Source organism: Azotobacter chroococcum, from assembly GCF_004339665.1.
Classification (GTDB): Bacteria; Pseudomonadota; Gammaproteobacteria; order Pseudomonadales; family Pseudomonadaceae; genus Azotobacter; species Azotobacter chroococcum.
In genome coordinates this window covers 227,901-248,732 of sequence record NZ_SMMU01000001.1, presented here as the reverse complement: position 1 = coordinate 248,732, position 20,832 = coordinate 227,901, and the positions used below count along the sequence as shown (strand labels likewise).

Sequence of the window (20,832 nt, the reverse complement as noted above, 5' to 3'; positions counted from 1 at the left end):
GGTCCGAGCCACGCCGCAGGCGTAACCCGCATAACCAAAAGGCTGGGTCATTTCGACCTCTTGGCCGGCTCCGCAAGGGCCGGCCTTTTTTATTCATCGAGTTTCGGCCGGCGGGGGTTCCTGTATTTGTCCAAGCTGTTGGGGAAATAGCGGGAGACTACCAGCGTGACCAAGGGGGCGCTGTTCTTCATCTCCTCAAGGAAGGACTGGTGACGTTTTGAAGTGCGCTGCGTTGCTGCGCCAAACGGGCCTCCGTCGCAGCCCACGCCAAAACGTCAACAGACCCTAATATGGAGTGCGAAAGGTATCTGCAATAACACTTCTCTCTTGGATACCTATCGGTAGATGGGTCATAAAATAATCAATAACACTTCTGACCGATGGCAGCATTCCTCTAGGGCTAGGGTAAAGCAGATAAATTATATTTGCCGTTGCCGACCAATCGGGAAGGACGCGCTCAAGCAACTTGGCACGAATGGTGGCGGCAACGATAGGCTCTGGAAGCAAGGCAATGCCGATACCGCCAACAGCGGTTTCCAACTGGAGTCGCAGGTCGTTAGAAACAAGTTTTGGAGAGTGACTTACCTCGAGCCGAGCTCCGCTCTTGTCAATTAACTCCCAGCGGGTGCTTCCATCATATATATCGGATAATCGCCCTAGTGTGTCAAAATTCGGCAGCTCTGTTGGTGCAATGGGTGCTCCCTTGCGGCGCACGTAGTCAGGGCTGGCGACAAGAATTCGTTGAGCAATACTCAGATTCTTGGCCACAAGACCTGCCGCATTTCCAATTTGAGGGCGAGCGCACAGCGCCAGATCGAAACGCTCATCGATCAAATTTACTTCACGATCCGTCGCTTCTATTATCAAGTTTACCTTTGGGTGGGAGGCCATGTAAGCAGGTAATATTGGGGCAAGGTAGGTTTGCGCTAATATCAGTGGACAGCTCACCCGGACTGTTCCAGCAGGCTCCTTGCGTAAGTTAGCAACGCTATCATAAGCAGCCTCGGCTTCTTCGACGGTAGCAACGCACCGCTCATAGAACTGCTCTCCGGCCTCCGTCAAAGAAATACTTCTAGTCGATCGTTGCAACAGCCTGACCCCAAGCCGCTTCTCTAGATCGGCGACCCGGCGACTGAGGCGACTCTTTTCGATGCGGGTGGCGCGCGCTGCAGCGGTGAATCCGTTGTGCCGGACAACGAAGACAAAATAGAGAAGGTCGTTTAGATCATTCATGGCTTCATTGGTGCAGATATGCAACGGAAATTAGTATTTTTGCATACTACCATTGGACTATATATTTGGTATGGTTGCCTAAGTGGTGTTGATTGGCTGGTCAGTGAGCATGCGATGAGGCTGGAATCGTATCTCCGGGCCCGTCATCATTTAAATGATCTCCGTGCATAAGCCGGATGGCGGTGGGGAATAGATGAAGGATACTGAAAAAACGGTTTACCGTGTCGTTCGTCGACGAGCAAAGCCTGGTTGCGAGAAAGCATACGAGGATTTGGTTCGCGGCATGCTTGATGAGTCCAGTCACTTCCCTGGATATCTATCGGCAACGATAATTCCGCCGGACTCGCCTCAGGGCGAATATCAAATAATCCAGCGATTTTCCACTCAAAAAGATCTCGATCACTGGGACGCATCTAAAGAGCGTGCCATCTGGCATGAACGTTTGCACTCATTGGCCGAAAGCGATCCTGATTATCGTCTTCTGACGGGGCTGGAGGTCTGGTTTTCCCCTAAGCCGGTTCCGTCCTCATCACCACCGCCGCGTTGGCGCATGACGGTGGTCAGTTGGCTTGGAATCTTTCCGGTTGTTACATTTTGCCTCTGGTTTATAATGCCGTTACTTGCCGGCTTCCCATTTCTTGTCAAAACGGCAATCATAACAATGATAGTGGTTGCCCTGATGTCGTACGTTGTTATGCCCAGACTCTCGCGCTGGATGGGATGGTGGCTCATAAAAAAATGAGTACATCGGTGTGATGCAAGGCTCAGGCCCTACCTTCTGCTTTTGTCATTCACAGCCACACCCTGACCGCCAACGCAAAAATCGACCCAAAGCGGGCGGTGAGAGGTCGAGTCAAACGTGCACTCGCACCAGCAAGTGCCGGAGGTAGCCTCGAACAGCGGGTAGGCGCGAGCCTTCTTGCCACCTGAAGATTTGCAGAGCCACCCATCAGGGTTCTGCAAACCGCTCACCGGTGTATTCAGCCCTGAAGTGCCGTCATCAGGACCTGTATCAACTGGCCACCTTCCGGCGTAGCCCAGCTTCCTGCGAGTTCCGCGATCAACTGATTGGTGGTCGTCAGCGTCACACCAGCCTTTTCCATCCGGCGCAGGGCGATATCGTCTGCCATTGCGCTTGGCGAACCACCGCCATCGGCGACGACCTGTACTTCATAACCATCGCGTACCAGGCTCAGCGCCGGATAGACCGTGCAGACGTCATTGGTGACCCCGGCGATGATCAGTTTCTTGCGCCCTGTCGCCTTGACTGCTGCGGCGAAGTTCTCATCGTCCATGGCGTTGACGATCCCCAGACGCTTGACGCGATTGGCGAACTCGGCAGGCAGGATCGTTTCCAGTTCGCTCAGCAGCGGACCCTGGGCGTGCTCTTCCATGCTGGAGGTCAGTACGACGGGAAGCTTCAGGATGCTCGCTGCCTGGGCGAGCATGAGCGCGTTGCGCTTCAGTTCATCGAACGGAATGGACTTCACCCAGCCCATGGTGCCGAGCTGGTGGTCAATCAGCAGCAGGGCCGCATTGTCGGCACTGAATTTCTCGTAAGTCATGGTACTTCTCCTGGCCGTTGGGTTGGGGCGCTGGCGCCCCGGATTACTGACCGTCCAGATAGCTCAATCGGGTTGTAGCTTCCCGAACGCCCCACGCTGGTAGGCTTCAATGGCCTCGGCCAGCGCCTCTGCAGAAGCAAGGGCCAACGGCCCCTGCCAATACACCGGTTGACGAAGCGGCACGCCAGAAAACAGCACGGCCCTGGCATTGCCTTGTTTGGCGCACAACGTAACGAGCCGATCTTCGCCCTGCGGCAGCTTCACCGGCAGCTTTTGCTCATCGAGACTGAAGGGCTGACCGTCGATCCCTACCGCGCCATCGATCGGCATGACGAACGCGGTATGGCCATCGACCACCGGCACTCTGACTTCAGCGCCTTCTTCGATGGAGATGTCCAGCATGCTCACGTCGGTGGGCGGGACTAACGGGGAACGTGCGCCTGCGAAACTGCCCAGCGGGACTCGCACCTTGGCACCCGGTAGCTGCACGACGGGTATGTCCTCTGGCGCGATGCTGAGCACGAATGGCGGGGCCTCTTGCCGGTCACGCGGGAGGTTGATGAAAATCTGCAGCATATGCACGGTCTTGCCGGGCTCGGCGGGGACTTCCTCATGCATCACACCGCGACCGGCGGCAGTCCAGTGCAGGCCGCCAGGCTGAATCAGGTTGCGGTTGCCCAAGGAATCGCGATTGTCGATCCCGGTCTTCGAGTCCGGAAACAGATACGACACGGCCGAAAAGCCCGCATGAGGGTGCGGTGGAAAGGTCGGCCCGCTGATCCAGGCATGATCGACGGCGAGGAACGGGTCGATTGGCTCGGCGGCCTCACCTCCGCGCAGGGTGAACGCGCGGAAGTGGCTGCCGTGATGCATGCGCTGAAGCTGTGCAATGGCGTTCATGGCAGTTTTCCTCAGGCGCTTGCGGCCGGGCCCATGGCCGGGTAATCGATATACCCCTCTGCACCCGGTGCGTAGAACGTCGCCTTGTTCGGAACGTTAAGGGCGGCGCCTTGGCGAAAGCGCTCTGGCAGGTCCGGATTGGCGAGGAAGGCGCTGCCAAACACCGCCGCATCCGCCTGGCCATCGGCCAGCAGGGATTCGGCGGAGTGTTGATCGAGTCCGCCACCGATCAGGTAGCTGCCGTCGAACAGTGGGTGCAACAACGCGTGGTAATCGGTGCTGGCGCCGAACAGCGCAACGTGCAGATAGGCGAGATCGAGCCCGCGCAGTTGCTCGACCAGATAGGTGTAGGTTTCCTGCGGATTGGCATCGACGATGTCGTTGAAGTTCATTTCCGGCGAGATCTTGATGCCAACGCGGTCGCCGCCAATCTCGCTTGCCATCGCGGACAGCACCTCCAGTACAAAGCGCGCACGGTTTGCAAGCGAACCACCGTACTCATCATTGCGCCGGTTACTGCCCGAGGAGAGGAACTGTTCAGGCAGATACCCCGAAGCGGCATGCAACTCGACGCCATCGAACCCGGCTTCCACAGCCCGGCGTGCCGCCTGACGGTAGCCCTCGATGACCGAGGCGATCTCGCCCACGCTCAGCGCATGCGGGGTGACGAAGTCCGCAAGGCCCGTTGCTGTCCAGGTCTGCCCCGCGGGTTTGATCGCCGAGGGTGCCTGGGGCAGAGCGCCGTCAGGCAGCAGCGAGGGGTGGGAGATGCGTCCGCAGTGCATCAGTTGCATGAAGATTCGGCCGCCGCGGGCGTGCACCGCTTCGCTGACCTGCTTCCAGGCCGCCACCTGCTCCGCTGTCTCGATGCCCGGGGTGCGTACGTAACCCTTGCCAAGCGCAACAGGGAATACACCTTCGGTAATGATCAGCCCGGCACCGGCCCGCTGCGCGTAGTAGGTCGGCACCAGCGCGCTCGGCACGCCGGCATCATCGGCACGGGAGCGAGTCATCGGGGCCATGACCATACGGTTGGACAAGGTATGGCGACCCACACGGACTGGAGAAAAAAGCGGATTCATTGCGGTGCTCCTCGGTAAGCGATGTGATCATCATTGACCAATCCGAATACGGGATAAACCGGGTTAAATTGAAATGACTGATCCACTGATGGAGCAATTGAATTGGAATTGCTGAACGACATGGCGCTGTTCGTCGAGGTCGTGAAAGCGCGTAGCTTCCGCCGAGCGGCGGAGGCGATGGGGATGCCGAACTCGACGCTGTCGCGTCGAATAAGTGGGCTGGAAAAGGCCATTGGATTACGGCTTCTGCACCGCACGACGCGCAAGATCGAACTGACCGAGGCGGGGCAGCTGTACTTCGAGCGCTGCAAGCGCATCGTCGAGGAAGCCAGGCTCGCTCACGAGCAGTTGGGCGAAATGCTCGCGCAGCCCAGCGGTACGCTGCGCGCCTCGCTGCCCGTGGATTTCGCCACTATCTATCTGGCACCACTGATCGCCGAGTTCGCCCGGCGTTACCCCGGCATCAGCTTTGAATTCGACCTCACACCGCGCCAGGTCGATCTGGTAAGCGAACCTGTCGATGTGGTCATTCGCATGGGAGAGCCTGCGAGCTCGAACCTGATCGCCCGCAAGCTCACCAGCCTGCGCCGCTATCTGTACGCCTCGCCCGGTTATCTCGAGCTTTTTGGCGAGCCAAGCCATCCGACTGACTTGGTACGGCACGAATGTTTGCGTCTGCGCACTGCCAAAGCTGACAGCTGGACGCTGTCCCGTGGGAGCGAGAGGGTCGAGGTCGAAGTTGGCGGTCGCTTCCAACTCAACAGTGTCGGCATGCTACGGCGCCTGGCGACTCTTGATCTGGGCATCGCCGTATTGGCGTAGGGCATCGCGGCCGACGACCTCGCCAGCGGAAGCCTGCGTCGAGTGTTGCCACAGTGGTCCGCCCAACCCATCCCGGTCTATGCCCTCACCGAGACACGGCTACTGCCGGCTAAGACCCAACGTTTCATCGAGTTCCTGCGCGAGCAACTCGGAGATGCCTGACGCCGCCCCTCGAAAAATGGGCAGGCTATCAGCTCAGGGGCGGTTCAGCTCAATACTGCGGCGATCTTTGGGCGTGATGGCCTTCAGCGCCCTCTCCCCTTGGGGAGAGGGAAGAAGTCCGCGCATCCTTGAGCCCGAGTACGACGAAACGGCTCTAGCGCCGGCTCAGGCCCCTGGCCAGGCGATCGCCGCCGTACTGCAGCAGGCAGACCAGGGCGACCAGCACGACGATCACGGTGAGCATGGTCTGGCTGTCGAAGCGCTGGTAGCCGTAGCGGTAGGCCAGGTCGCCGAGGCCGCCGGCGCCGATGGCGCCGGCCATCGCCGAGGCGTTGATCAGCGTCACCAGGGTGATGGTGAAGCCGCCGACCAGTCCCGGACGGGCCTCCGCCAGCAGCACGTGCCAGACGATGTGCCGGCGCCGGCAGCCCATCGCCTGGGCGGCCTCGATCAGCCCGGGGTCGACCTCGCGCAGGCTGACCTCGGCGATCCGCGCGAAGAACGGCGTGGCGGCGATGGTCAAGGGCACCACCGCGGCCCAGACGCCGTAGCTGGTGCCGACCAAGAGGCGGGTGAAGGGGATCAGCGCGACCATCAGGATCAGGAAGGGCACCGAGCGGAACAGGTTGACCAGCCAGCCGACTACCCGGTTCAGCTGCGACGCCTCGAACAGGCCGCCACGCGAGGTGGTGACCAGCAGCACCGCCAGCGGGATACCCAGCAGCAGGGCGAGCAGGGCGGAGACCCCCACCATCAGCAGGGTGTCGAGCAGGGCCTGCCAGAGACGCTCAAGCAGCGGCGACATAACCTAGCACCTCCACGCCATCGGCCACTTCCAGCGCCTGCCGGCGCAGCGCCTCCGCGGCCAGGGGCGAATCCGCCACGGCCAGCAGCAGCTGTCCCAGGGTGCGGCCCTGGATGCGTTCGACGCCGCCCTGCAGCAGGCTCACCCGGCCGCCGAAGCGCATGCCGAAACCGGCCAGGTCCGGCTCGCGCTCGCTCGCCCCGGTGTAGCGCAGCTCCAGCAGCAGGCGGTCGTTGGGTTGCCGGCGGCCGTCCTGCAGTTGCCCCAGCAGGTCCTCGGGAAGCTTCTGCTGCAGCGGCGCCAGCAGCGTGCGGGTGGCCGGATGGCGGGGCGCGCCGAACACCTGCCAGACCGGCCCCTGTTCCACCAGCTCGCCGCGCTCCAGCACCGCCACGCGGTCGCAGATCTCGCGGATCACCTCCATCTCGTGGGTGATCAGCACGACGGTCAGTTTCAGCCGCCGGTTGATTTCGCGCAGCAGGGCGAGGATCGACTGGGTGGTTTCCGGGTCGAGCGCCGAGGTGGCCTCGTCGCAGAGCAGGATCTCCGGATCGTGGACCAGCGCGCGGGCGATGCCCACGCGCTGCTTCTGGCCGCCGGAGAGCTGCGCCGGGTAGGCGTCGCGCTTGCCCTCCAGGCCGACCAGGCGCAGCACCTCCTCGACCTTGCGCTGGCGCCGCTCGCGCGGCACCCCGGCGACCCGCAGGGGCAGCTCGACGTTCTCGCCGACGGTCTTCGCGGCGAGCAGGTTGAAGTGCTGGAAGATCATCCCGATGCGCCGGCGCAGGGCGACCAGGCGGTCCGTGCCGTAGCCGGCGATGTCCTCGCCGTCGATCAGCACGCGGCCCTCGCTGGGCCGCTCCAGACGGTTGATGGTGCGCAGCAGGGACGACTTGCCGGCGCCGCTGCGGCCGATGATGCCGAAGATCTCGCCGCGGCGGACCGTCAGGTCGATGCCCTGCAGAGCGCGCACCGGGCCCTGGGCGCCGTCGTAGCGCTTGCCGAGGCCGGAAAAGCGCAGGTGGCCGTGCAGCGCATCGCCGCCGCGTGCGGCGGGGGCGGCGGCTTCGGCGTCCCGATCGGGCGAGCCGTCGTCGAAGTAGCGGTATTCCGAGGTCAGGCTGCTCATGTTCATTTCTCCCAGCCGGGCACGTAGAGGCCGCCGAGGGTCTTGTCGAGGGCGGCGCGCACCGCGGGCGAATGCTGGTAGATGTCGATGAAGCGGCGCAGGCGCGGGTCGTCCTTGCCCTGCGGACGGGTGACGAACTGGATCACGTATTCCGGATGGTCCAGGCCGTCGAACAGCAGCGCCGAGTGCGGATCGACGGTGTTGGACAGGCGGATGTAGAGGGGATAGCCCTGGGCCAGGTCGACGTCGTCCAGAGCGCGCACCAGCTGCACCGCCTCCAGTTCGATGATCTTCAGATGCTTCGGGTTGGCGGTGATGTCGGCCAGGGTGGCCTTGTAGCCGACGCCCGGCTTGAGGGTGATCAGCTTGGCCTTCTCCAGCAGTTGCAGGCCGCGTCCGCCGTTGACCGGGTCGTTGGCGATGGCGACCTTGGCGCCCTCGGGCAGCTCGGCGAAGCTCTGGTACTTCTTCGAATAGAGGCCGACGTTGTTCAGCACGCCGGGGGCCACGGGCACCAGGTCGTAGCCGCCTTCCTGCTTGGCGTTCTCCAGGAAGGGGATGTGCTGGAAGTAGTTGGCGTCGATGTCGCCGTGGGCCAGGGTGGTGTTGGGGGTGATCCAGTCGCTGAATTCGACCAGATCGACCTTGAGGCCTTCCTTGGCGGCTTCGGCGGCGGCCACTTCCAGCGGCGGGGCGAAGGCCGCGGTGGTGCCGATCTTCAGGGCGTCGCTGGCGGCCAGGGTCAGGCCGGAGAAGCCGAGCAGGGCGGCGCCGGCGAAGGTCTTGAGCCAGCGGCGGCGGGAGAGGGACGGGAACGGCATGAACGATTTCCTTGTGCGGGATGGGCTGTGGATTCAGGCGCGCAGGGCGCGTTCGGCGGCGCGGGACAGGTCGCGCCAGGCCGCGCCGGGGTGGCTGGCGGGCAGGCGCGGACCGGCGGCGAAGAGTTTTTCCCGCAGGCTGCCGGCGGCGTAGGCGGTCTTGTACAGGCCGCGGTTCTGCAGCTCGGGCACCACCAGGTCGATGAAGTCGGCGTAGCTTTCCGGGGTCACCGTGCGGGTCAGGTTGAAGCCGTCCAGGTCGGTCTGCTCGATCCAGTTGGCCAGGGCGTCGGCGACCTGCTGCGGCGAGCCGACGATGGTCGGATAGCGACCGCCCAGAGCGTGCTGCTCCAGCAGCTTGCGCCGGGTCCAGCCGCTGCCGGCGGCGGTGAAGGTCCTGGCCACCGACTCGATGGCGTTGGTCTTCTGGTAGCGGATCGGCTCGTCGAGGCCGTAGGCGGCCAGGTCGATGCCGATCGAGCTGGAGAGGTGCGCCAGGCCGGCCTCGGGGCTGGCATGGCGCAGGTATTCGGCGTGCTTGTCGCGGGCCTCGGCCTCGCTCGGCGCGACGATCACGGTGAGGCCCATGAACAGCTTGACGGCATCCGCCGGGCGGCCGGCGGCGACGGCCTCGGCGCGCACCTGGCGCACCTGTTCGGCGACGCCCTGCGGGTTCTGCCCGGTGATGAACACGCCCTCGGCGTGGCGCCCGGCGAAGCGCCGGCCGCGCTCCGAGGTGCCGGCCTGGAACAGCAGCGGGGTGCGCTGCGGCGAGGGCGAGCACAGGTGGTAGCCCTCGACCCGGTAGAACTCGCCGTGGTGCTCGACCTTGTGCACCCGCGCCGGGTCGGCGTAGCGGCGGCCGGCGCGGTCCTCGAGCACGGCGCCGTCCTCCCAGCTGCCCTCGAAGAGCTTGTAGAGCACTTCCAGGTACTCGTCGGCCTGGTCGTAGCGGCGGTCGTGCTCCACCTGATGTTCCAGGCCCAGGGCGCGCGCGGCGCTTTCCAGGTAGCCGGTGACGATGTTCCAGCCGACCCGCCCGCGGCTCAGGTGGTCGAGGGTCGACAGGCGCCGGGCGAGCAGGTAGGGCGGCTCGTAGCTCAGGCTGGCGGTGACCCCGAAGCCCAGATGGCGGGTCGCCCCGGCCATCGCCGAGACCAGCATCAGCGGGTCGTGGACCGGCAGCTGGATGGCCTCGCGCAGGGTCAGGTCGAGCGACTGGCGGTAGACGTCGTAGACCCCGGCGATGTCGGCGATGAACAGCCCGTCGAACAGCCCGCGCTCGAGCAGCCGGGCCAGCTCGGTCCAGTACTCCAGGGTGTTGAACTCGGTCGAGCGGTCGCGCGGGTGGGTCCACAGGCCGTGGTTGATGTGGCCCACGCAGTTCATGTTGAAGGCGTTGAGCAGGATCTGCTTGCGGCTCATCAGATGGTCCCCCGGCGCGGCGGCAGGGTGTCGTTCAGGTAGTAGTTGCCCACCGCGTGGTACTTCCAGCGCACCGGATCGTGCAGGGTGTGGGTGCGCGCGTTGCGCCAGTGGCGGTCGAGGTTGTGCTCGGCCAGGGTGGCGCGGCTGCCGCCCAGTTCGAGCAGGCGGTTGGCGGCGTCCAGGGCGACCTCGGTGGTCGCCGCGCGGGCCTCGGCGACGGCGATCGAGGCCGCCGCCACGCTTTCCGTGTCCGGCGCGGCCTGGGCGCGGTCGACGAATTCGCCGGCGCGCTCGAGCAGCGCTTCGGCGCCGAGCAGGCGGCTGGTCAGGCGGCCGATGCTCTGCAGGGTCAGCGGATCGTCGGCGGCGCGGTTCACGCCGGCGTCGATCCAGGGACGGGTGCGGCGGGCGACGAAGGCCAGGGTGTCCTCCCAGGCGGCGCGGGCGATGCCGGCGTCGATGGCGGCGTGCAGCAGCTGGGCCAGCGGGCCGACGGTGGTCGGCCGGGCGAAGGCGCTCTGGAAGGGCACCACGTCCTCGGCGGCGACCGGCACGCCGTCGAAGTTCACCGTGCCGCTGGCCGAGGTGCGCTGGCCGAAGCCGTCCCAGTCGTCGACGATCTCCAGCCCCGGCGCGCGGCGGTCGACGAAGGCCAGCTGCTGGACGCCGTCGTCGTCGATCGCCAGGGTCGGCACGCGCTGGGCGTAGAGCGCGCCGGTGGCGTAGAACTTGCGCCCGTGGATGCGGTAGCCATCGCCTTCGCGGCGCAGCCGCGTGCTGCGCTCCTGGGCGGTGCGCGTGCCGATCTCGGCCAGCGCGTTGCCGAAGCGCGCGCCGGCCAGCACTTCGCCATAGAGGCGGCGGCGCTGCTCGGGGCTGCCGTTCACCCGCAGCACCTCCAGGGCGTAGAAATGGTTCTGCGGGATATGCCCGAGGGAGGCGTCGGCGCGGGCGATGCGCGCGATCACCTGGGCCAGGGTGACGCTGGACACCCCGGCGCCGCCATAGGCGCGCGGCACGGTGATGGCGCCGAGGCCGGCGTGGGAGAACAGCTCCAGCTCGGCATGCGGCAGGCGCCGCTCGCGGTCGCGCAGGGAGGACTCGCGGACGAACTGGGCGGCCAGCTCGTCGGCGACCTGCAGGGCCTGGGCGTCGTTTTCGATCAGCGCGGCGTGGTTGCGCGGGAAACCTTGGTGGACGGACATGGCGACCTCAGATCCAGGAGTGGCGCGCCGGCTTGGCGCCGTTCAGGTGGTAGTTGCCGATCGCGTGGTACTTCCAGCGCACCGGGTCGTGCAGGGTGTGGGTGCGGGCGTTGCGCCAGTGGCGGTCGAGGTTGAACTCGGCCAGGGTGGCGCGGCTGCCGGCCAGCTCCAGCAGCTTCTCGCCGGCCAGCACGGAGATTTCGGTGGTCAGCACCTTGGCTTCGGCCACGGCGATCGAGGCGCGGGCGGCGGAGTCGGCATCGATCGGCGCGGCGTTGACCTGGTCGAGCACCCGGCCGGCGCGGCGCAGCAGCGCTTCGGCGGCGTGCAGGTCGATCTGCAGGCGGCCGATCTCGGCGATCACGTAGGGGTCGTCGGCTGCGCGTTCGACGTTGGCGTCGATCCACGGCCGGGCGCGCTGGCGCACGAAGGCGATGGCGTCGTCCAGCGCGGCGCGGGCGATGCCGGCGTCGATGGCGGCCTGGATCAGTTGCGAGGCGGCGCCCTGGATATTGGGCTTTTCCGCCAGGCGCCAGACGTCCACCAGGTTCTCGGCGGCCACCGGCACCCGGTCGAGCAGTACCGTGCCGCTGGCGGTGGTGCGCTGGCCGAAGCCCGACCAGTCGTTGAGGATGCGCAGCCCCGGCGCGCCGCGGGGGATCAGCGCCATCACCAGGCGGCCCTTGTCGTCGATGGCCTTGGCGGTGATCCAGTGGGCGAACAGCGCGCCGGTGGAATAGAACTTCTCGCCGCTCAGCCGGTAGCCGTCGCCGTCGCGCACCAGGCGCGCCCGGACGTCGAGGGTATGCCGGGTGTCGCGCTCGGGGCCGGCGTTGGCGATGCGCTCGCCGCGCAGCACGGCCTTGTAGAAGCGTTCCTTCTGCTCGCGGGTGGCGCTGCCTTCGAGCAGGCCGAGGATGCCGAACTGGTTCTGCGGGATCTGCCCGACCGAAGGATCGGCGGCGGAAACCAGGCGGAACACCTCGGCGACGGTGCCGAAGGACAGGCCCGGTCCGCCGTAGGCGCGGGGAATGCCGATGCCGCCCAGGCCGCTGGCGCTGAACAGGTCGACCTCGTCCCAGGGCAACTGGCGCAGGCGGTCGCGCTGGGCGGCGCCGGCCAGCGCCTGGCGCGCCAGGACGCGGGCCGCTTCGAGGGCTTCGCCGTCGCTCTGCAGCAGGCGGGCGGGGGTGAGCGGGGGGCGGCTGTCCAGATCGCTGGACGTGGCCTCGAATTCCGGCTGGTCGGGATGCCGGGATTGGGAAAGTAACGGACTGGTCATTGCCTCACCTCGTCTTCAGGGGGCGCCGCACGGGGCCCCGGAAGAGGAGGCACTGGAGATCGGCGCTGGAAAGCGATGCTCCGGTGGTCCGGTTTATATATCTTGATTGAAGAAATTAAAAAAAATAAATAGCTTTTTGGAATATATAAATAGACATCCGGCAGGACGCGGGGCGCGTCGGGCAGGGGGATCGAGGCGGCCGTGTCGCCGTAGACATATTTTTCACGAGGTTTTGACCGAAGGCTCACGCGGCCCCGAGCAGACTGAGGCTGGCGCGCGTGGCTGGCTACTGGGCTGGGCGCGCACTTCCCCTCCCACAATCCCGTTAAGGAAAAAGACCGCTCATGCTCGGCCGATCTCGTCTGACTTTGTGCTGTGCGGCCCTGGCCGTCTGCCTGTTCGGTGCTGGCGTTCTCGTCAGTGCTCGCGAAAGGCCGCACCATTCGCCTGGCTCGGACTATGCCGCCACGGGCCTGCCGGACCGCATCGTGCTCACGCCGGGCGCCGATCCGGCCCGCGAACTGGCGGTGGCCTACCGCACGGATAGCCGCCAGACCAGCGCCGAGGTGCAACTGGCCCCAGCGCTGGACGGCCCCAGCCTGGAGGAGCGCGCCCGTCTGCTGGGTGGCAGCAGCCGGCTCCTCTCCACGGAGAACGGCGACGCCTACTACCATCAGGCGCGTTTCACCGGCCTGCAGCCGGATACCGCCTATCTCTACCGGGTCAAGGGCGCGGACGGCTGGAGCGAATGGCTGCAGTTCCATACCGCGGCCGCGGCTTTCAAACCCTTTCGCTTCATCTATCTGGGCGATGTCCAGGACGACATCCTCACCCTGAGCGCGCGCACCATCCGCCAGGCTTTCCTCTCCACTGCCAGCCCCTCCCTGGTGGTTCACGCGGGCGATATGGTCGAGCAGGGCGAGGCGCTGATCCACGACGACGAATGGGGCGAATGGAACCAGGCGGGCGGCTTCTACTATGCGGAGGTGCCGCAGTTGCCCGCCATCGGCAATCATGAATACCTCAAGACGTGGAACCCCATCGCGGGCAAGGGGCGCCACTCGAGTCCGTACTGGTCGCTGCAGTTCGCCCTGCCGGACAATGGCGCGCGGGGCGTCGAAGGCACCACTTATTACGTGGATTTCCAGGGGGTGCGCTTCATCGTGCTGGATGGCACGGCCGCATTGCACCTGAATGCCCTGGAGAGCCAGAAGCAGTGGCTCGAGGAGACGTTGCGGAGCAGTGCGGCGCGCTGGCACGTCGTGATCGAGCATCAGCCGATCTTCACCTGCGCCCGGGCGAAGGACACCGAAGTCCTCAAGGCGGCATGGAAACCGATCTTCGAAAGATACAACGTCGATCTCGTGCTGCAGGGCCACGACCATTGCTACAGCCGCCTCACCGCCGAGGCGGGGCACGAGGCGGCGATCGCCGCACAGGCGGCCGGCTCCACGCAGGGGCCGGTCTACATGGTGTCCGTAGCCGGCTCGAAGATGTACCGGCTGAACGGCAGGGCTCACCGCCAGCCCGACCGGGCCGCCGAAGACACCCAGCTCTACGAGACCGTCGAGGTCGAGTCGCAGCGTCTCGCCGTTCGCACCTATACGGCCAGTGGCCGGCTCTACGATGCCTTCGACCTGCTGCGCGACGAGACGGGTGGCAAGCACCTGATCGAGCCCGTCTCGGAATTACCGGCCGAGCGCGCCTGTAGCGCTGAACGGGGGCCCGATGGCCTGCCCTGCACGGCAGTGAGCAACCTGCATTCCTCCAGCGCGCCGTGAGAGACAGCGACGGGATTCGCAGCCGATGCAGGTACTGGATCGGCGTTTTCCGTCACTCATGGCAAGAGCCGCAGTTTCTGCGCCGATTGCCTCGGCGGAGCCTGTTGAATCAAGGGGGTGTCCGCTGTCTGCCGGGCAGGCGCCCGAAACGGTGCCTGGTGGGCAGCCATGATGATCGGCGCCGTCGGCGGCCCGGTCGGCGCCCTGATCGGTGCCGGCATCGGCGCCCTGTTCGGCGCCCTGTTCGGCGGCGAGGCCCAGGACGCCGCCGGCCTCAGCGACCGCGCCTACAAGGTCCGTACCGCCGAGGGCGACGTGAAGGAGCTGCGCTCGCCGAACCGCGAGTTCGCCGTCGGCGACAAGGTCGAGACCCGCGGCAACCGCGTCTACGACGCCGCCGCCCTGGCCGACGACCGCACCTACGGCGGCGCCTACAGCTACCGCGACTGATCCGCGTAGAGCACAGCGTCCCCAGGCCCGGCCCTTGCGCCGGGCCTTTCGTTTCCGGGCCCCGCCCGCGGCGCTTCCGCCGTTCCCGTCTCGTACCGTCCATACCCCTGATCGCCTGCGCGAAGGCCACGGCTTCCTGGCGGGCTATGCTCGATGAGCGTGCCACGGATCGGCGCAAGGGGCCCTTTTCCCTTATTCCGGTTCAGGACAGCGAGAGCCCGCGCCGCGCGGCGTATCGAGGCGGCAGCACTCTTCCGTTCGCCTGGACACCTGCCGGGACCGTAGCCGCACCGCTACCCACCCACCCGAGAGGAACTGCCATGGCCCGCCCATACAACCGACTGGACAAGGACAACGCCGTAGTGCTGCTCGTGGATCATCAGGCCGGCCTTCTGTCGCTGGTACGCGACTTCACGCCTGACGAGTTCAAGAACAACGTGCTGGCGCTCGCCGATATCGCCAGGTTCTTCCAGCTGCCGACCATCCTCACCACCAGCTTCGAGAAGGGCCCCAACGGCCCCCTGGTGCCCGAACTCAAGGCCATGTTCCCGGATGCGCCGTACATTCCGCGGCCGGGCCAGATCAACGCCTGGGACAACGCCGACTTCGTAAGCGCGATCAAGGCCACCGGGCGCCGGCAGCTGATCATCGCCGGGGTGGTGACCGACGTGTGCGTGGCCTTTCCGACCCTGTCCGCGCTGGCGGAGGGCTTCGAGGTGTTCGTCGTGACCGACGCGTCCGGCACCTTCAACCCGGTGGTGCGCGAGGCCGCGCTGAACCGCATGAGCCAGGCCGGCGCGCAACTGATGAACTGGTTCGCCGTGGGCTGCGAGCTGCACCGCGACTGGCGCAACGACGTCGAGGGGTTCGGCGGGCTGCTCGGCAGTCACCTGCCGGCCTACGCCAACCTGATGCAGAGCTACGCCGCCAGCCAGGGCTGATCCCGGCGCCGGCCTGCGCGGGGCGAAGTGAAGTCGTTGATGGCTCCCACGCTCCTGCGTGGGAGCCCAGGGCGGGGCGCTTCTGCGCCGAAGCGTCCCCTGCGGCGTGCCCACGCAGGAGCGTGGGCACGATCATGAGTCTTGCCAGTCCGCTATCCGGCGGGCATTTCATGCGATTGCCCCGTGTCTCGCCAATATCCCTGATCCCGGCCGCATCCTTGCCGGGCGAGATTCGGGGCGAAGTCGTGAGACCATAGGGCCCGCCCGGCCTGTTGGCTGCATGGAGCGCGGGAGGTCGCGTGGACAAGTTGCTCGCTCTGAAGATGTTCGTCGCCACGGTGGACGCCAGGGGATTTTCCGCGGCCGCCCGCCAGCTGGAGGTCGCGACCTCCACGGTCACGCGGATGGTCGATGCGCTGGAGCAGGAGCTCGGCAGCGTCCTGCTCAACCGCTCGACCCGCCAGGTCACGGTCTCCGAGGCCGGAGCCGCCTACTACCTGAGCGCACGGCGCATCCTGGAGGAACTGGAGGAAGCCGATGCGTCGATCCGGGACCGCGGCGACGAGCCGGCCGGTCCCCTGCGCGTCTCGCTGCCGATGGCCTTCGGGCGTGCGCGCATCTGCCCGCACCTGGGGGATCTGCTGCGCCGGTATCCCCGGCTGGAACTGGACGTCTCCCTGAGCGACGAAATCGTCGATCTGCTGGCCGAGCGGGTGGATCTGTCGATCCGGCTCGGCGCGGCGGCGCCCATGGACGGCGTGATCAGTCGCCCGCTCGGCCGGTTCCGGCGGCGCGTGGTGGCCAGTCCGGATTATCTGAGGGAAAGGGGCGTGCCGGAGCAGCCGATGGATCTGCTCGCGCACGATTGCCTGCGTTTCAATTACGGCAGCGCCCGGCAGGTGTGGACTTTCCAGGCGCAGGGCGAAGTCATCCGCGTGCCGGTCCATGGGCGGTTCAGGAGTGACAATGTCGAAGCCCTGCACGCGGTGGCGCGCGCCGGCCTCGGCGTGGCGCTCCTGCCGGACTGGATCGTCGACGAGGACCTGGCGGGCGGCCGGCTGACCAGCCTGTTCGACGCCTTCGCGGTCGATCCCGACAACACCCGGCCGCTCATCAGCGCGCGGTATCTGCCCAACCATCGCGGCTCGACGCGGATCGACGCCTTCCTGGCGTTCATGGCGCGGATTCTCTGAGGTGCGCATCGCAAGATCGTGCGCCATTGCGCCGGGCGCAAAGCCGCGTTGCGCCGCCGGCGGATTCTCCCGGTTGCCGGCAGCGCCTAAGGTTGCGGCCAGACAACCTGCCGTGGAGAATCGCCATGCCCCAGCCACTCTTTCTCGCCATCCCGCCTGTCCCTTTCCCCCCCGAGCTACGCCTCGCCAGGGCGCCGCTCGCCCGGACCCTTGCAGAGGAGTCACGCCCATGAGCCGCCCGGCAACGCTCGCCCCTGCGCAGGGCGCCGGGGTCATGGGCAGGGGACTGGTCCTGCTGTTCGCCTTCTGCTGCGGCGTCATCGTGGCGAACATCTACTACGCCCAGCCGATCATCGAGCTGATCGCCCCGGACATCGGCCTTTCCGCCGGCGGCGCGAGCCTCATCGTCTCGCTGACCCAGGTCGGCTACGCGCTGGGGCTGTTCTTCCTGGTGCCGCTCGCCGACCTGCTCGAGAACCGCCGGCTGATGCTGGCCACCCTCGCGGTCACCGTCGTCGGCCTGATCGGCGCGGGGCTGAGCGAAGGGCCGGGCGTCCTGCTGGTGACTTCGCTGCTGATCGGTTTCGGCTCGGTGTCGGTACAGATGCTGATTCCCCTGGCCGCGCACCTGGCGCCCGAGGAAACCCGGGGCCGGGTGGTCGGCGCGATCATGGGCGGCTTGCTGCTGGGCATCCTGCTGGCCCGCCCGGTCTCCAGCCTGATCGCCGACCACTTCCAGTGGCGGGCGGTGTTCTTCGGCGCGGCGGCGGCGATGCTGCTCATCGCTCTGGTCGTCGCCACCACGCTGCCCAGCCGCCGGCCCGACCATCGGGCGAGCTACGCCCAATTGCTCTTCTCGCTCGGGCAACTGTTCCGGCGCGAGCCGGTGCTGCGCCAGCGCGCCCTGTACCAGGGGCTGATGTTCGCCGCGTTCAGCCTGTTCTGGACGGCGGCTCCGCTGGCGCTGTCGCGCGAGTACGGCCTGTCCCAGTCGCAGATCGCGCTCTTCGCCCTGGCCGGCGCGATCGGCGCGGTCGCCGCGCCCATCGCCGGGCGGCTGGCGGACGCCGGCCATACCCGCTCCATGTCCGCGCTGGCCATGGCGCTCGGTGTCCTCGGCTTCCTGCCGGGCGTCGTCCCGCTGCCGCTCGGGGTCGTCGGGCTGGCGATCACCGGGATCGTCCTCGACTTCGCCGTGCAGATGAACATGGTGCTCGGCCAGCGCGCGGTCTACAGCCTCGACCCGGCCAGCCGCGGGCGTCTCAACGCGTTGTACATGACCAGCATCTTCGTCGGCGGCGCCACGGGCTCCTCGGTGGCCAGCATGCTCTATGAACACGCCGGCTGGCTGGGCATCGCCGCGCTCGGCAGCGCCCTTTCGCTGGTCGCGCTGCTCGCCTTCGCCCGGGCCGAGATCGCGCCGGGCGCGAAGCGCGGGCTGTGCCGGGCCGATTAGCCGGGAGGCGTGTGTCCTGAGCGGGCGGCTTTCATGGGACCTGCCCTGCCTTGCGCAGGGCACGGTTCACTCGCGCTGCGACAGGATTGCCTCGAGCAAGCCCGGGAAGCGCGCGTTCATCTCCTCGCTGCGCAGCGAGTTGATGTGGGTGGTCCCGGCGCTGCGGGTGCAGACCAGGCCCGCATCGCGCAGCACCCGGAAATGGTGGGAGACGCTCGACTTCGGCCGGCCGCCGTCGAGTTCGCTGCAACTGGCCTCGCCCAGCGCGGCGAGGCGCCGGACGATCTCCAGGCGCACCGGATCGCTCAGGGCGTAGAGAACGCGCTCGAGGACGAATTCGCTGGCGGCGGGGTGCTTGAAGGGTCGCATGGCGGAATCATACCGGAGGGATTGTCCGTCATCCATTGTTCGAATATTATCGAACTACAGAATTCAACTCACCGCACGAGGAAGCTCCATGTCCGCTCTGTTCCAGCCGTACACGCTGAAGGATGTCACCCTGCGCAACCGCATCGCCGTTCCGCCCATGTGCGTGTACATGGCCAACGACGGCCTGATCAACGATTGGCACAAGGTGCATCTGGCCTCGATCGCCCGCGGCGGGGCGGGGCTGGTGATCGTCGAGGCCACCGCCGTCTCGCCGGAGGGCCGCATCACCCCCGGCTGCCCCGGGATCTGGAACGACCAGTTGGCTCAGGCCTTCGTGCCGGTGGTCCAGGCCATCAAGGCCGAGGGGGCCGTGCCCGGCATCCAGATCGCCCACGCCGGCCGCAAGGCCAGCGCCAACCGCCCCTGGGAGGGCGACGACCACATCGCCGAGGGCGATCCGCGCGGCTGGCAGACCATCGCCCCCTCGGCCATCCCCTTCGGCCACCACTTGCCGAACGTGCCCAAGGCCATGACCCTGGAGGACATCGCCCGGGTACGGGACGATTTCGTCGCCGCGGCGTGCCGGGCGCGCGACGCCGGCTTCGAGTGGCTGGAGCTGCATTTCGCCCACGGCTACCTGGCCCAGAGCTTCTTCTCCGAGCATTCCAACCAGCGCACCGATGCCTATGGTGGCAGCTTCGACAAGCGCTGCCGCTTCCTGCTGGAGACCCTCGCGGCAGTCCGCGAGGTGTGGCCGGAACATCTGCCGCTGACCGCCCGCTTCGGGGTGATCGAGTTCGACGGCCGGGACGAGCAGACCTTCGCCGAATCCATCGAACTGGCCCGGCGCTTCAAGGAAACCGGCCTGGACCTGCTGAGCGTCAGCATCGGTTTCACCATCGCGGATACCGACATTCCCTGGGCACCCGGCTTCATGGGACCGATCGCCGAGCGGGTACGCCGCGAGGTGGGCATCCCGGTGGCGTCGGCCTGGGGCTTCGGCACCCCGCAGGTCGCCGAGCGGGCCGTCAAGGAAGGCCAGCTGGACCTCGCCATGATCGGCCGCGCCCACCTGGCCGACCCGCACTGGCCGTATGCCGCGGCCCGCGAGCTGGGCATCGAACGTCCGTCCTGGACGCTGCCGGCGCCCTATGCCCACTGGCTGGAGCGCTACCACAACTGAAATCGGCCTTTGTGGCCGCGCCCGGAGGTGCGGCCGTGGAGGGCCTACCCGAAGGCAGGCGGCGACTCAAGGCTGCAGCGCCTCGGCAAAGGACCCGTCGATCACCTCGTCCACCTTGAAGGCCTTGGGCAGGGCGCCGGTTTCCTTGAGGAAGTCGGCGGTCTCCTGGTAGTCGCGGGCGGCCTGCGCGTCCACCGGGGCGACGGTCATGTTGGCCTGGCCGATCCAGTGGCGGGACACCGCCGGGTCGAGGTTGGCCTTCTGCGCCCAGAGCTCGGCGTACTCGCTCTTGTGCGCTTCGACCCAGGCGCGGGCCCGCTTGAGGCGGCCGAGGAAGTCGGCGATGGCGGCGCGCTTGGGTTCGAGGGCGGCGGCGTTGGCGGCGATGCTGGACAGCCCCGGCATCAGGCCCTTGGCGGTGAGCAGCGGCCGCGCGCCGGAGAAGAGGATCTGCTGGGAAATGTACGGCTCCCACACCGGGAAGGCGTCGATGCTGCCCTGCGGCAGCGCGGCGGCGGCGTCGATCGGCATCAGCTTGACGAACTCGACGTAGTCGCCGGGCAGGCCGGCCTTCTGCAGGGCGCGCAGGGTCAGTTGCTGGCTCCAGGCGCCCGGCCAGTAGGCGACCTTCTTGCCCTTGAGGTCCTCGATGGTCTTGGCCGGCGAGTCCTTGGGCACCAGCAGGGCGATGGTGTCCGGGTTCTGCCGGGAAACGCCGATCAGCTTGACCGGTGCGCCCTTGGCGGCGAGGAAGATGAATCCCGAGTCGCCGAGAAAGCCGAGGTCCAGCGCCCCGGCGTCGAGGCCTTCGGCCAGCGGCGCGGCGGACTGGAAGTGTTTCCACTCGACCCGATAGGGCGCGCCCTCCAGCGCGCCGGAGGCCTCCAGCGAGGCGCGCACGTTGTAGTAGTTCTGGTCGCCGATGCGCAGCACGCTGTCGGCGGCCTGGCTCAGGGGCGCGGCCAGCAGCAGGCTGGCGAGGCCGTTACGCAGAAAACGCGGAAACTTCATGGGTACTCCTTGGT

18 protein-coding genes and 2 pseudogenes are annotated in these 20,832 nt (G+C 66.6%); 8 read left to right on the top strand and 12 right to left on the bottom strand.

The window, feature by feature from the left end:
* Positions 1–285: 285 nt before the first annotated feature.
* Positions 286–1,233, bottom strand: coding sequence for a LysR substrate-binding domain-containing protein (locus EV691_RS01100; protein WP_131297892.1), 948 nt, complete (start codon positions 1,231–1,233; stop codon positions 286–288).
* Positions 1,234–1,426: 193 nt separating this feature from the next.
* Here EV691_RS01100 and EV691_RS01095 point away from each other — a divergent pair, with 193 nt between their 5' ends.
* On the top strand, positions 1,427–1,975 hold the full coding sequence (locus EV691_RS01095) for an antibiotic biosynthesis monooxygenase (RefSeq protein ID WP_131297893.1): 549 nt from the start codon (positions 1,427–1,429) through the stop codon (positions 1,973–1,975).
* A 238-nt stretch (positions 1,976–2,213) separates the two neighbouring features.
* Here EV691_RS01095 and EV691_RS01090 read toward each other — a convergent pair whose 3' ends face one another.
* From EV691_RS01090 to EV691_RS01080, 3 genes are all read right to left on the bottom strand, one after another.
* On the bottom strand, positions 2,214–2,798 hold the full coding sequence (locus tag EV691_RS01090; RefSeq protein WP_131297894.1) for an isochorismatase family protein: 585 nt from the start codon (positions 2,796–2,798) through the stop codon (positions 2,214–2,216).
* A gap of 63 nt (positions 2,799–2,861) precedes the next feature.
* Positions 2,862–3,698, bottom strand: coding sequence for a pirin family protein (locus tag EV691_RS01085; protein ID WP_131297895.1), 837 nt, complete (start codon positions 3,696–3,698; stop codon positions 2,862–2,864).
* A gap of 11 nt (positions 3,699–3,709) precedes the next feature.
* The gene (locus EV691_RS01080; protein ID WP_131297896.1) at positions 3,710–4,780 is read right to left on the bottom strand and encodes an alkene reductase; all 1,071 of its coding nucleotides are present in this window, start codon (positions 4,778–4,780) and stop codon (positions 3,710–3,712) included.
* Between the two features lie 102 nt (positions 4,781–4,882).
* On the opposite strand from EV691_RS01080, the pseudogene EV691_RS01075 reads away from it, so the two are divergent.
* Positions 4,883–5,764 (top strand): annotated as a pseudogene (locus tag EV691_RS01075) (LysR family transcriptional regulator).
* Between the two features lie 154 nt (positions 5,765–5,918).
* On the opposite strand, the gene EV691_RS01070 reads toward EV691_RS01075, so the two are convergent.
* Genes EV691_RS01070 through EV691_RS01045 form a run of 6 tightly spaced genes read right to left on the bottom strand, consistent with a single transcriptional unit; the run spans position 5,919 to position 12,434 of the window.
* A complete protein-coding gene (locus EV691_RS01070; RefSeq protein ID WP_131297897.1) occupies positions 5,919–6,569 on the bottom strand; it encodes a methionine ABC transporter permease in 651 nt (216 codons plus the stop codon).
* On the bottom strand, positions 6,553–7,698 hold the full coding sequence (locus EV691_RS01065) for a methionine ABC transporter ATP-binding protein (protein WP_207390170.1): 1,146 nt from the start codon (positions 7,696–7,698) through the stop codon (positions 6,553–6,555). Before EV691_RS01065 ends, EV691_RS01070 begins: the two co-directional genes overlap by 17 nt.
* A 2-nt stretch (positions 7,699–7,700) precedes the next feature.
* Positions 7,701–8,519: a MetQ/NlpA family ABC transporter substrate-binding protein gene (locus EV691_RS01060; protein ID WP_131297899.1), complete on the bottom strand. Its 819-nt coding sequence runs from the start codon at positions 8,517–8,519 to the stop codon at positions 7,701–7,703.
* Between the two features lie 33 nt (positions 8,520–8,552).
* Positions 8,553–9,944 carry an LLM class flavin-dependent oxidoreductase gene (locus tag EV691_RS01055; RefSeq protein WP_131297900.1) on the bottom strand — a complete coding sequence of 464 codons (1,392 nt, stop codon included), beginning with the start codon at positions 9,942–9,944 and terminating at the stop codon, positions 8,553–8,555.
* Positions 9,944–11,152: an SfnB family sulfur acquisition oxidoreductase gene (locus tag EV691_RS01050; protein ID WP_131297901.1), complete on the bottom strand. Its 1,209-nt coding sequence runs from the start codon at positions 11,150–11,152 to the stop codon at positions 9,944–9,946. Before EV691_RS01050 ends, EV691_RS01055 begins: the two co-directional genes overlap by 1 nt.
* Positions 11,153–11,159: 7 nt before the next feature.
* Positions 11,160–12,434 (bottom strand): SfnB family sulfur acquisition oxidoreductase, encoded by a 1,275-nt coding sequence (locus EV691_RS01045; protein WP_131297902.1) that lies wholly within the window; start codon positions 12,432–12,434, stop codon positions 11,160–11,162.
* A gap of 344 nt (positions 12,435–12,778) precedes the next feature.
* Between EV691_RS01045 and EV691_RS01040 the strand changes: the two genes are divergently transcribed.
* The 5 genes and pseudogenes from EV691_RS01040 (at position 12,779) to EV691_RS01020 (ending at position 18,255) form a co-directional block, all read left to right on the top strand.
* Positions 12,779–14,215 (top strand): purple acid phosphatase family protein, encoded by a 1,437-nt coding sequence (locus EV691_RS01040; RefSeq protein ID WP_242672509.1) that lies wholly within the window; start codon positions 12,779–12,781, stop codon positions 14,213–14,215.
* A 162-nt stretch (positions 14,216–14,377) separates the two neighbouring features.
* Positions 14,378–14,665 (top strand): annotated as a pseudogene (locus EV691_RS01035) (hypothetical protein); the annotation flags it as partial.
* Positions 14,666–14,985: 320 nt separating this feature from the next.
* A complete protein-coding gene (ycaC, locus tag EV691_RS01030; protein ID WP_039803561.1) occupies positions 14,986–15,606 on the top strand; it encodes an isochorismate family cysteine hydrolase YcaC in 621 nt (206 codons plus the stop codon).
* A 299-nt stretch (positions 15,607–15,905) separates the two neighbouring features.
* Positions 15,906–16,799 (top strand): LysR family transcriptional regulator, encoded by an 894-nt coding sequence (locus tag EV691_RS01025; RefSeq protein WP_131297903.1) that lies wholly within the window; start codon positions 15,906–15,908, stop codon positions 16,797–16,799.
* Between the two features lie 229 nt (positions 16,800–17,028).
* Entirely contained in the window at positions 17,029–18,255 is a 1,227-nt protein-coding gene (locus EV691_RS01020) for an MFS transporter (protein WP_242672510.1), read from the top strand.
* A gap of 66 nt (positions 18,256–18,321) precedes the next feature.
* Here EV691_RS01020 and EV691_RS01015 read toward each other — a convergent pair whose 3' ends face one another.
* The gene (locus EV691_RS01015) at positions 18,322–18,624 is read right to left on the bottom strand and encodes an ArsR/SmtB family transcription factor (protein WP_090624203.1); all 303 of its coding nucleotides are present in this window, start codon (positions 18,622–18,624) and stop codon (positions 18,322–18,324) included.
* A gap of 88 nt (positions 18,625–18,712) precedes the next feature.
* On the opposite strand from EV691_RS01015, the gene EV691_RS01010 reads away from it, so the two are divergent.
* The gene (locus EV691_RS01010; RefSeq protein WP_131297904.1) at positions 18,713–19,807 is read left to right on the top strand and encodes an NADH:flavin oxidoreductase/NADH oxidase; all 1,095 of its coding nucleotides are present in this window, start codon (positions 18,713–18,715) and stop codon (positions 19,805–19,807) included.
* Between the two features lie 66 nt (positions 19,808–19,873).
* Here the strand turns inward: EV691_RS01010 and EV691_RS01005 are convergent, their stop codons facing one another.
* Positions 19,874–20,818 (bottom strand): ABC transporter substrate-binding protein, encoded by a 945-nt coding sequence (locus tag EV691_RS01005; protein WP_131297905.1) that lies wholly within the window; start codon positions 20,816–20,818, stop codon positions 19,874–19,876.
* Between the last annotated feature and the right edge of the window lie 14 nt (positions 20,819–20,832).

Excerpts from the sequence above, each read along its gene's own strand:
- EV691_RS01100 (WP_131297892.1), bottom strand. The coding sequence starts at position 1,233 with ATGAATGATCTAAACGACCTTCTCTATTTTGTCTTCGTTGTCCGGCAC.
- EV691_RS01095 (WP_131297893.1), top strand. The coding sequence starts at position 1,427 with ATGAAGGATACTGAAAAAACGGTTTACCGTGTCGTTCGTCGACGAGCA.
- EV691_RS01090 (WP_131297894.1), bottom strand. The coding sequence starts at position 2,798 with ATGACTTACGAGAAATTCAGTGCCGACAATGCGGCCCTGCTGCTGATT.
- EV691_RS01085 (WP_131297895.1), bottom strand. The coding sequence starts at position 3,698 with ATGAACGCCATTGCACAGCTTCAGCGCATGCATCACGGCAGCCACTTC.
- EV691_RS01080 (WP_131297896.1), bottom strand. The coding sequence starts at position 4,780 with ATGAATCCGCTTTTTTCTCCAGTCCGTGTGGGTCGCCATACCTTGTCC.
- EV691_RS01070 (WP_131297897.1), bottom strand. The coding sequence starts at position 6,569 with ATGTCGCCGCTGCTTGAGCGTCTCTGGCAGGCCCTGCTCGACACCCTG.
- EV691_RS01065 (WP_207390170.1), bottom strand. The coding sequence starts at position 7,698 with ATGAGCAGCCTGACCTCGGAATACCGCTACTTCGACGACGGCTCGCCC.
- EV691_RS01060 (WP_131297899.1), bottom strand. The coding sequence starts at position 8,519 with ATGCCGTTCCCGTCCCTCTCCCGCCGCCGCTGGCTCAAGACCTTCGCC.
- EV691_RS01055 (WP_131297900.1), bottom strand. The coding sequence starts at position 9,944 with ATGAGCCGCAAGCAGATCCTGCTCAACGCCTTCAACATGAACTGCGTG.
- EV691_RS01050 (WP_131297901.1), bottom strand. The coding sequence starts at position 11,152 with ATGTCCGTCCACCAAGGTTTCCCGCGCAACCACGCCGCGCTGATCGAA.
- EV691_RS01045 (WP_131297902.1), bottom strand. The coding sequence starts at position 12,434 with ATGACCAGTCCGTTACTTTCCCAATCCCGGCATCCCGACCAGCCGGAA.
- EV691_RS01040 (WP_242672509.1), top strand. The coding sequence starts at position 12,779 with ATGCTCGGCCGATCTCGTCTGACTTTGTGCTGTGCGGCCCTGGCCGTC.
- ycaC (WP_039803561.1), top strand. The coding sequence starts at position 14,986 with ATGGCCCGCCCATACAACCGACTGGACAAGGACAACGCCGTAGTGCTG.
- EV691_RS01020 (WP_242672510.1), top strand. The coding sequence starts at position 17,029 with ATGAGCCGCCCGGCAACGCTCGCCCCTGCGCAGGGCGCCGGGGTCATG.
- EV691_RS01015 (WP_090624203.1), bottom strand. The coding sequence starts at position 18,624 with ATGCGACCCTTCAAGCACCCCGCCGCCAGCGAATTCGTCCTCGAGCGC.
- EV691_RS01010 (WP_131297904.1), top strand. The coding sequence starts at position 18,713 with ATGTCCGCTCTGTTCCAGCCGTACACGCTGAAGGATGTCACCCTGCGC.
- EV691_RS01005 (WP_131297905.1), bottom strand. The coding sequence starts at position 20,818 with ATGAAGTTTCCGCGTTTTCTGCGTAACGGCCTCGCCAGCCTGCTGCTG.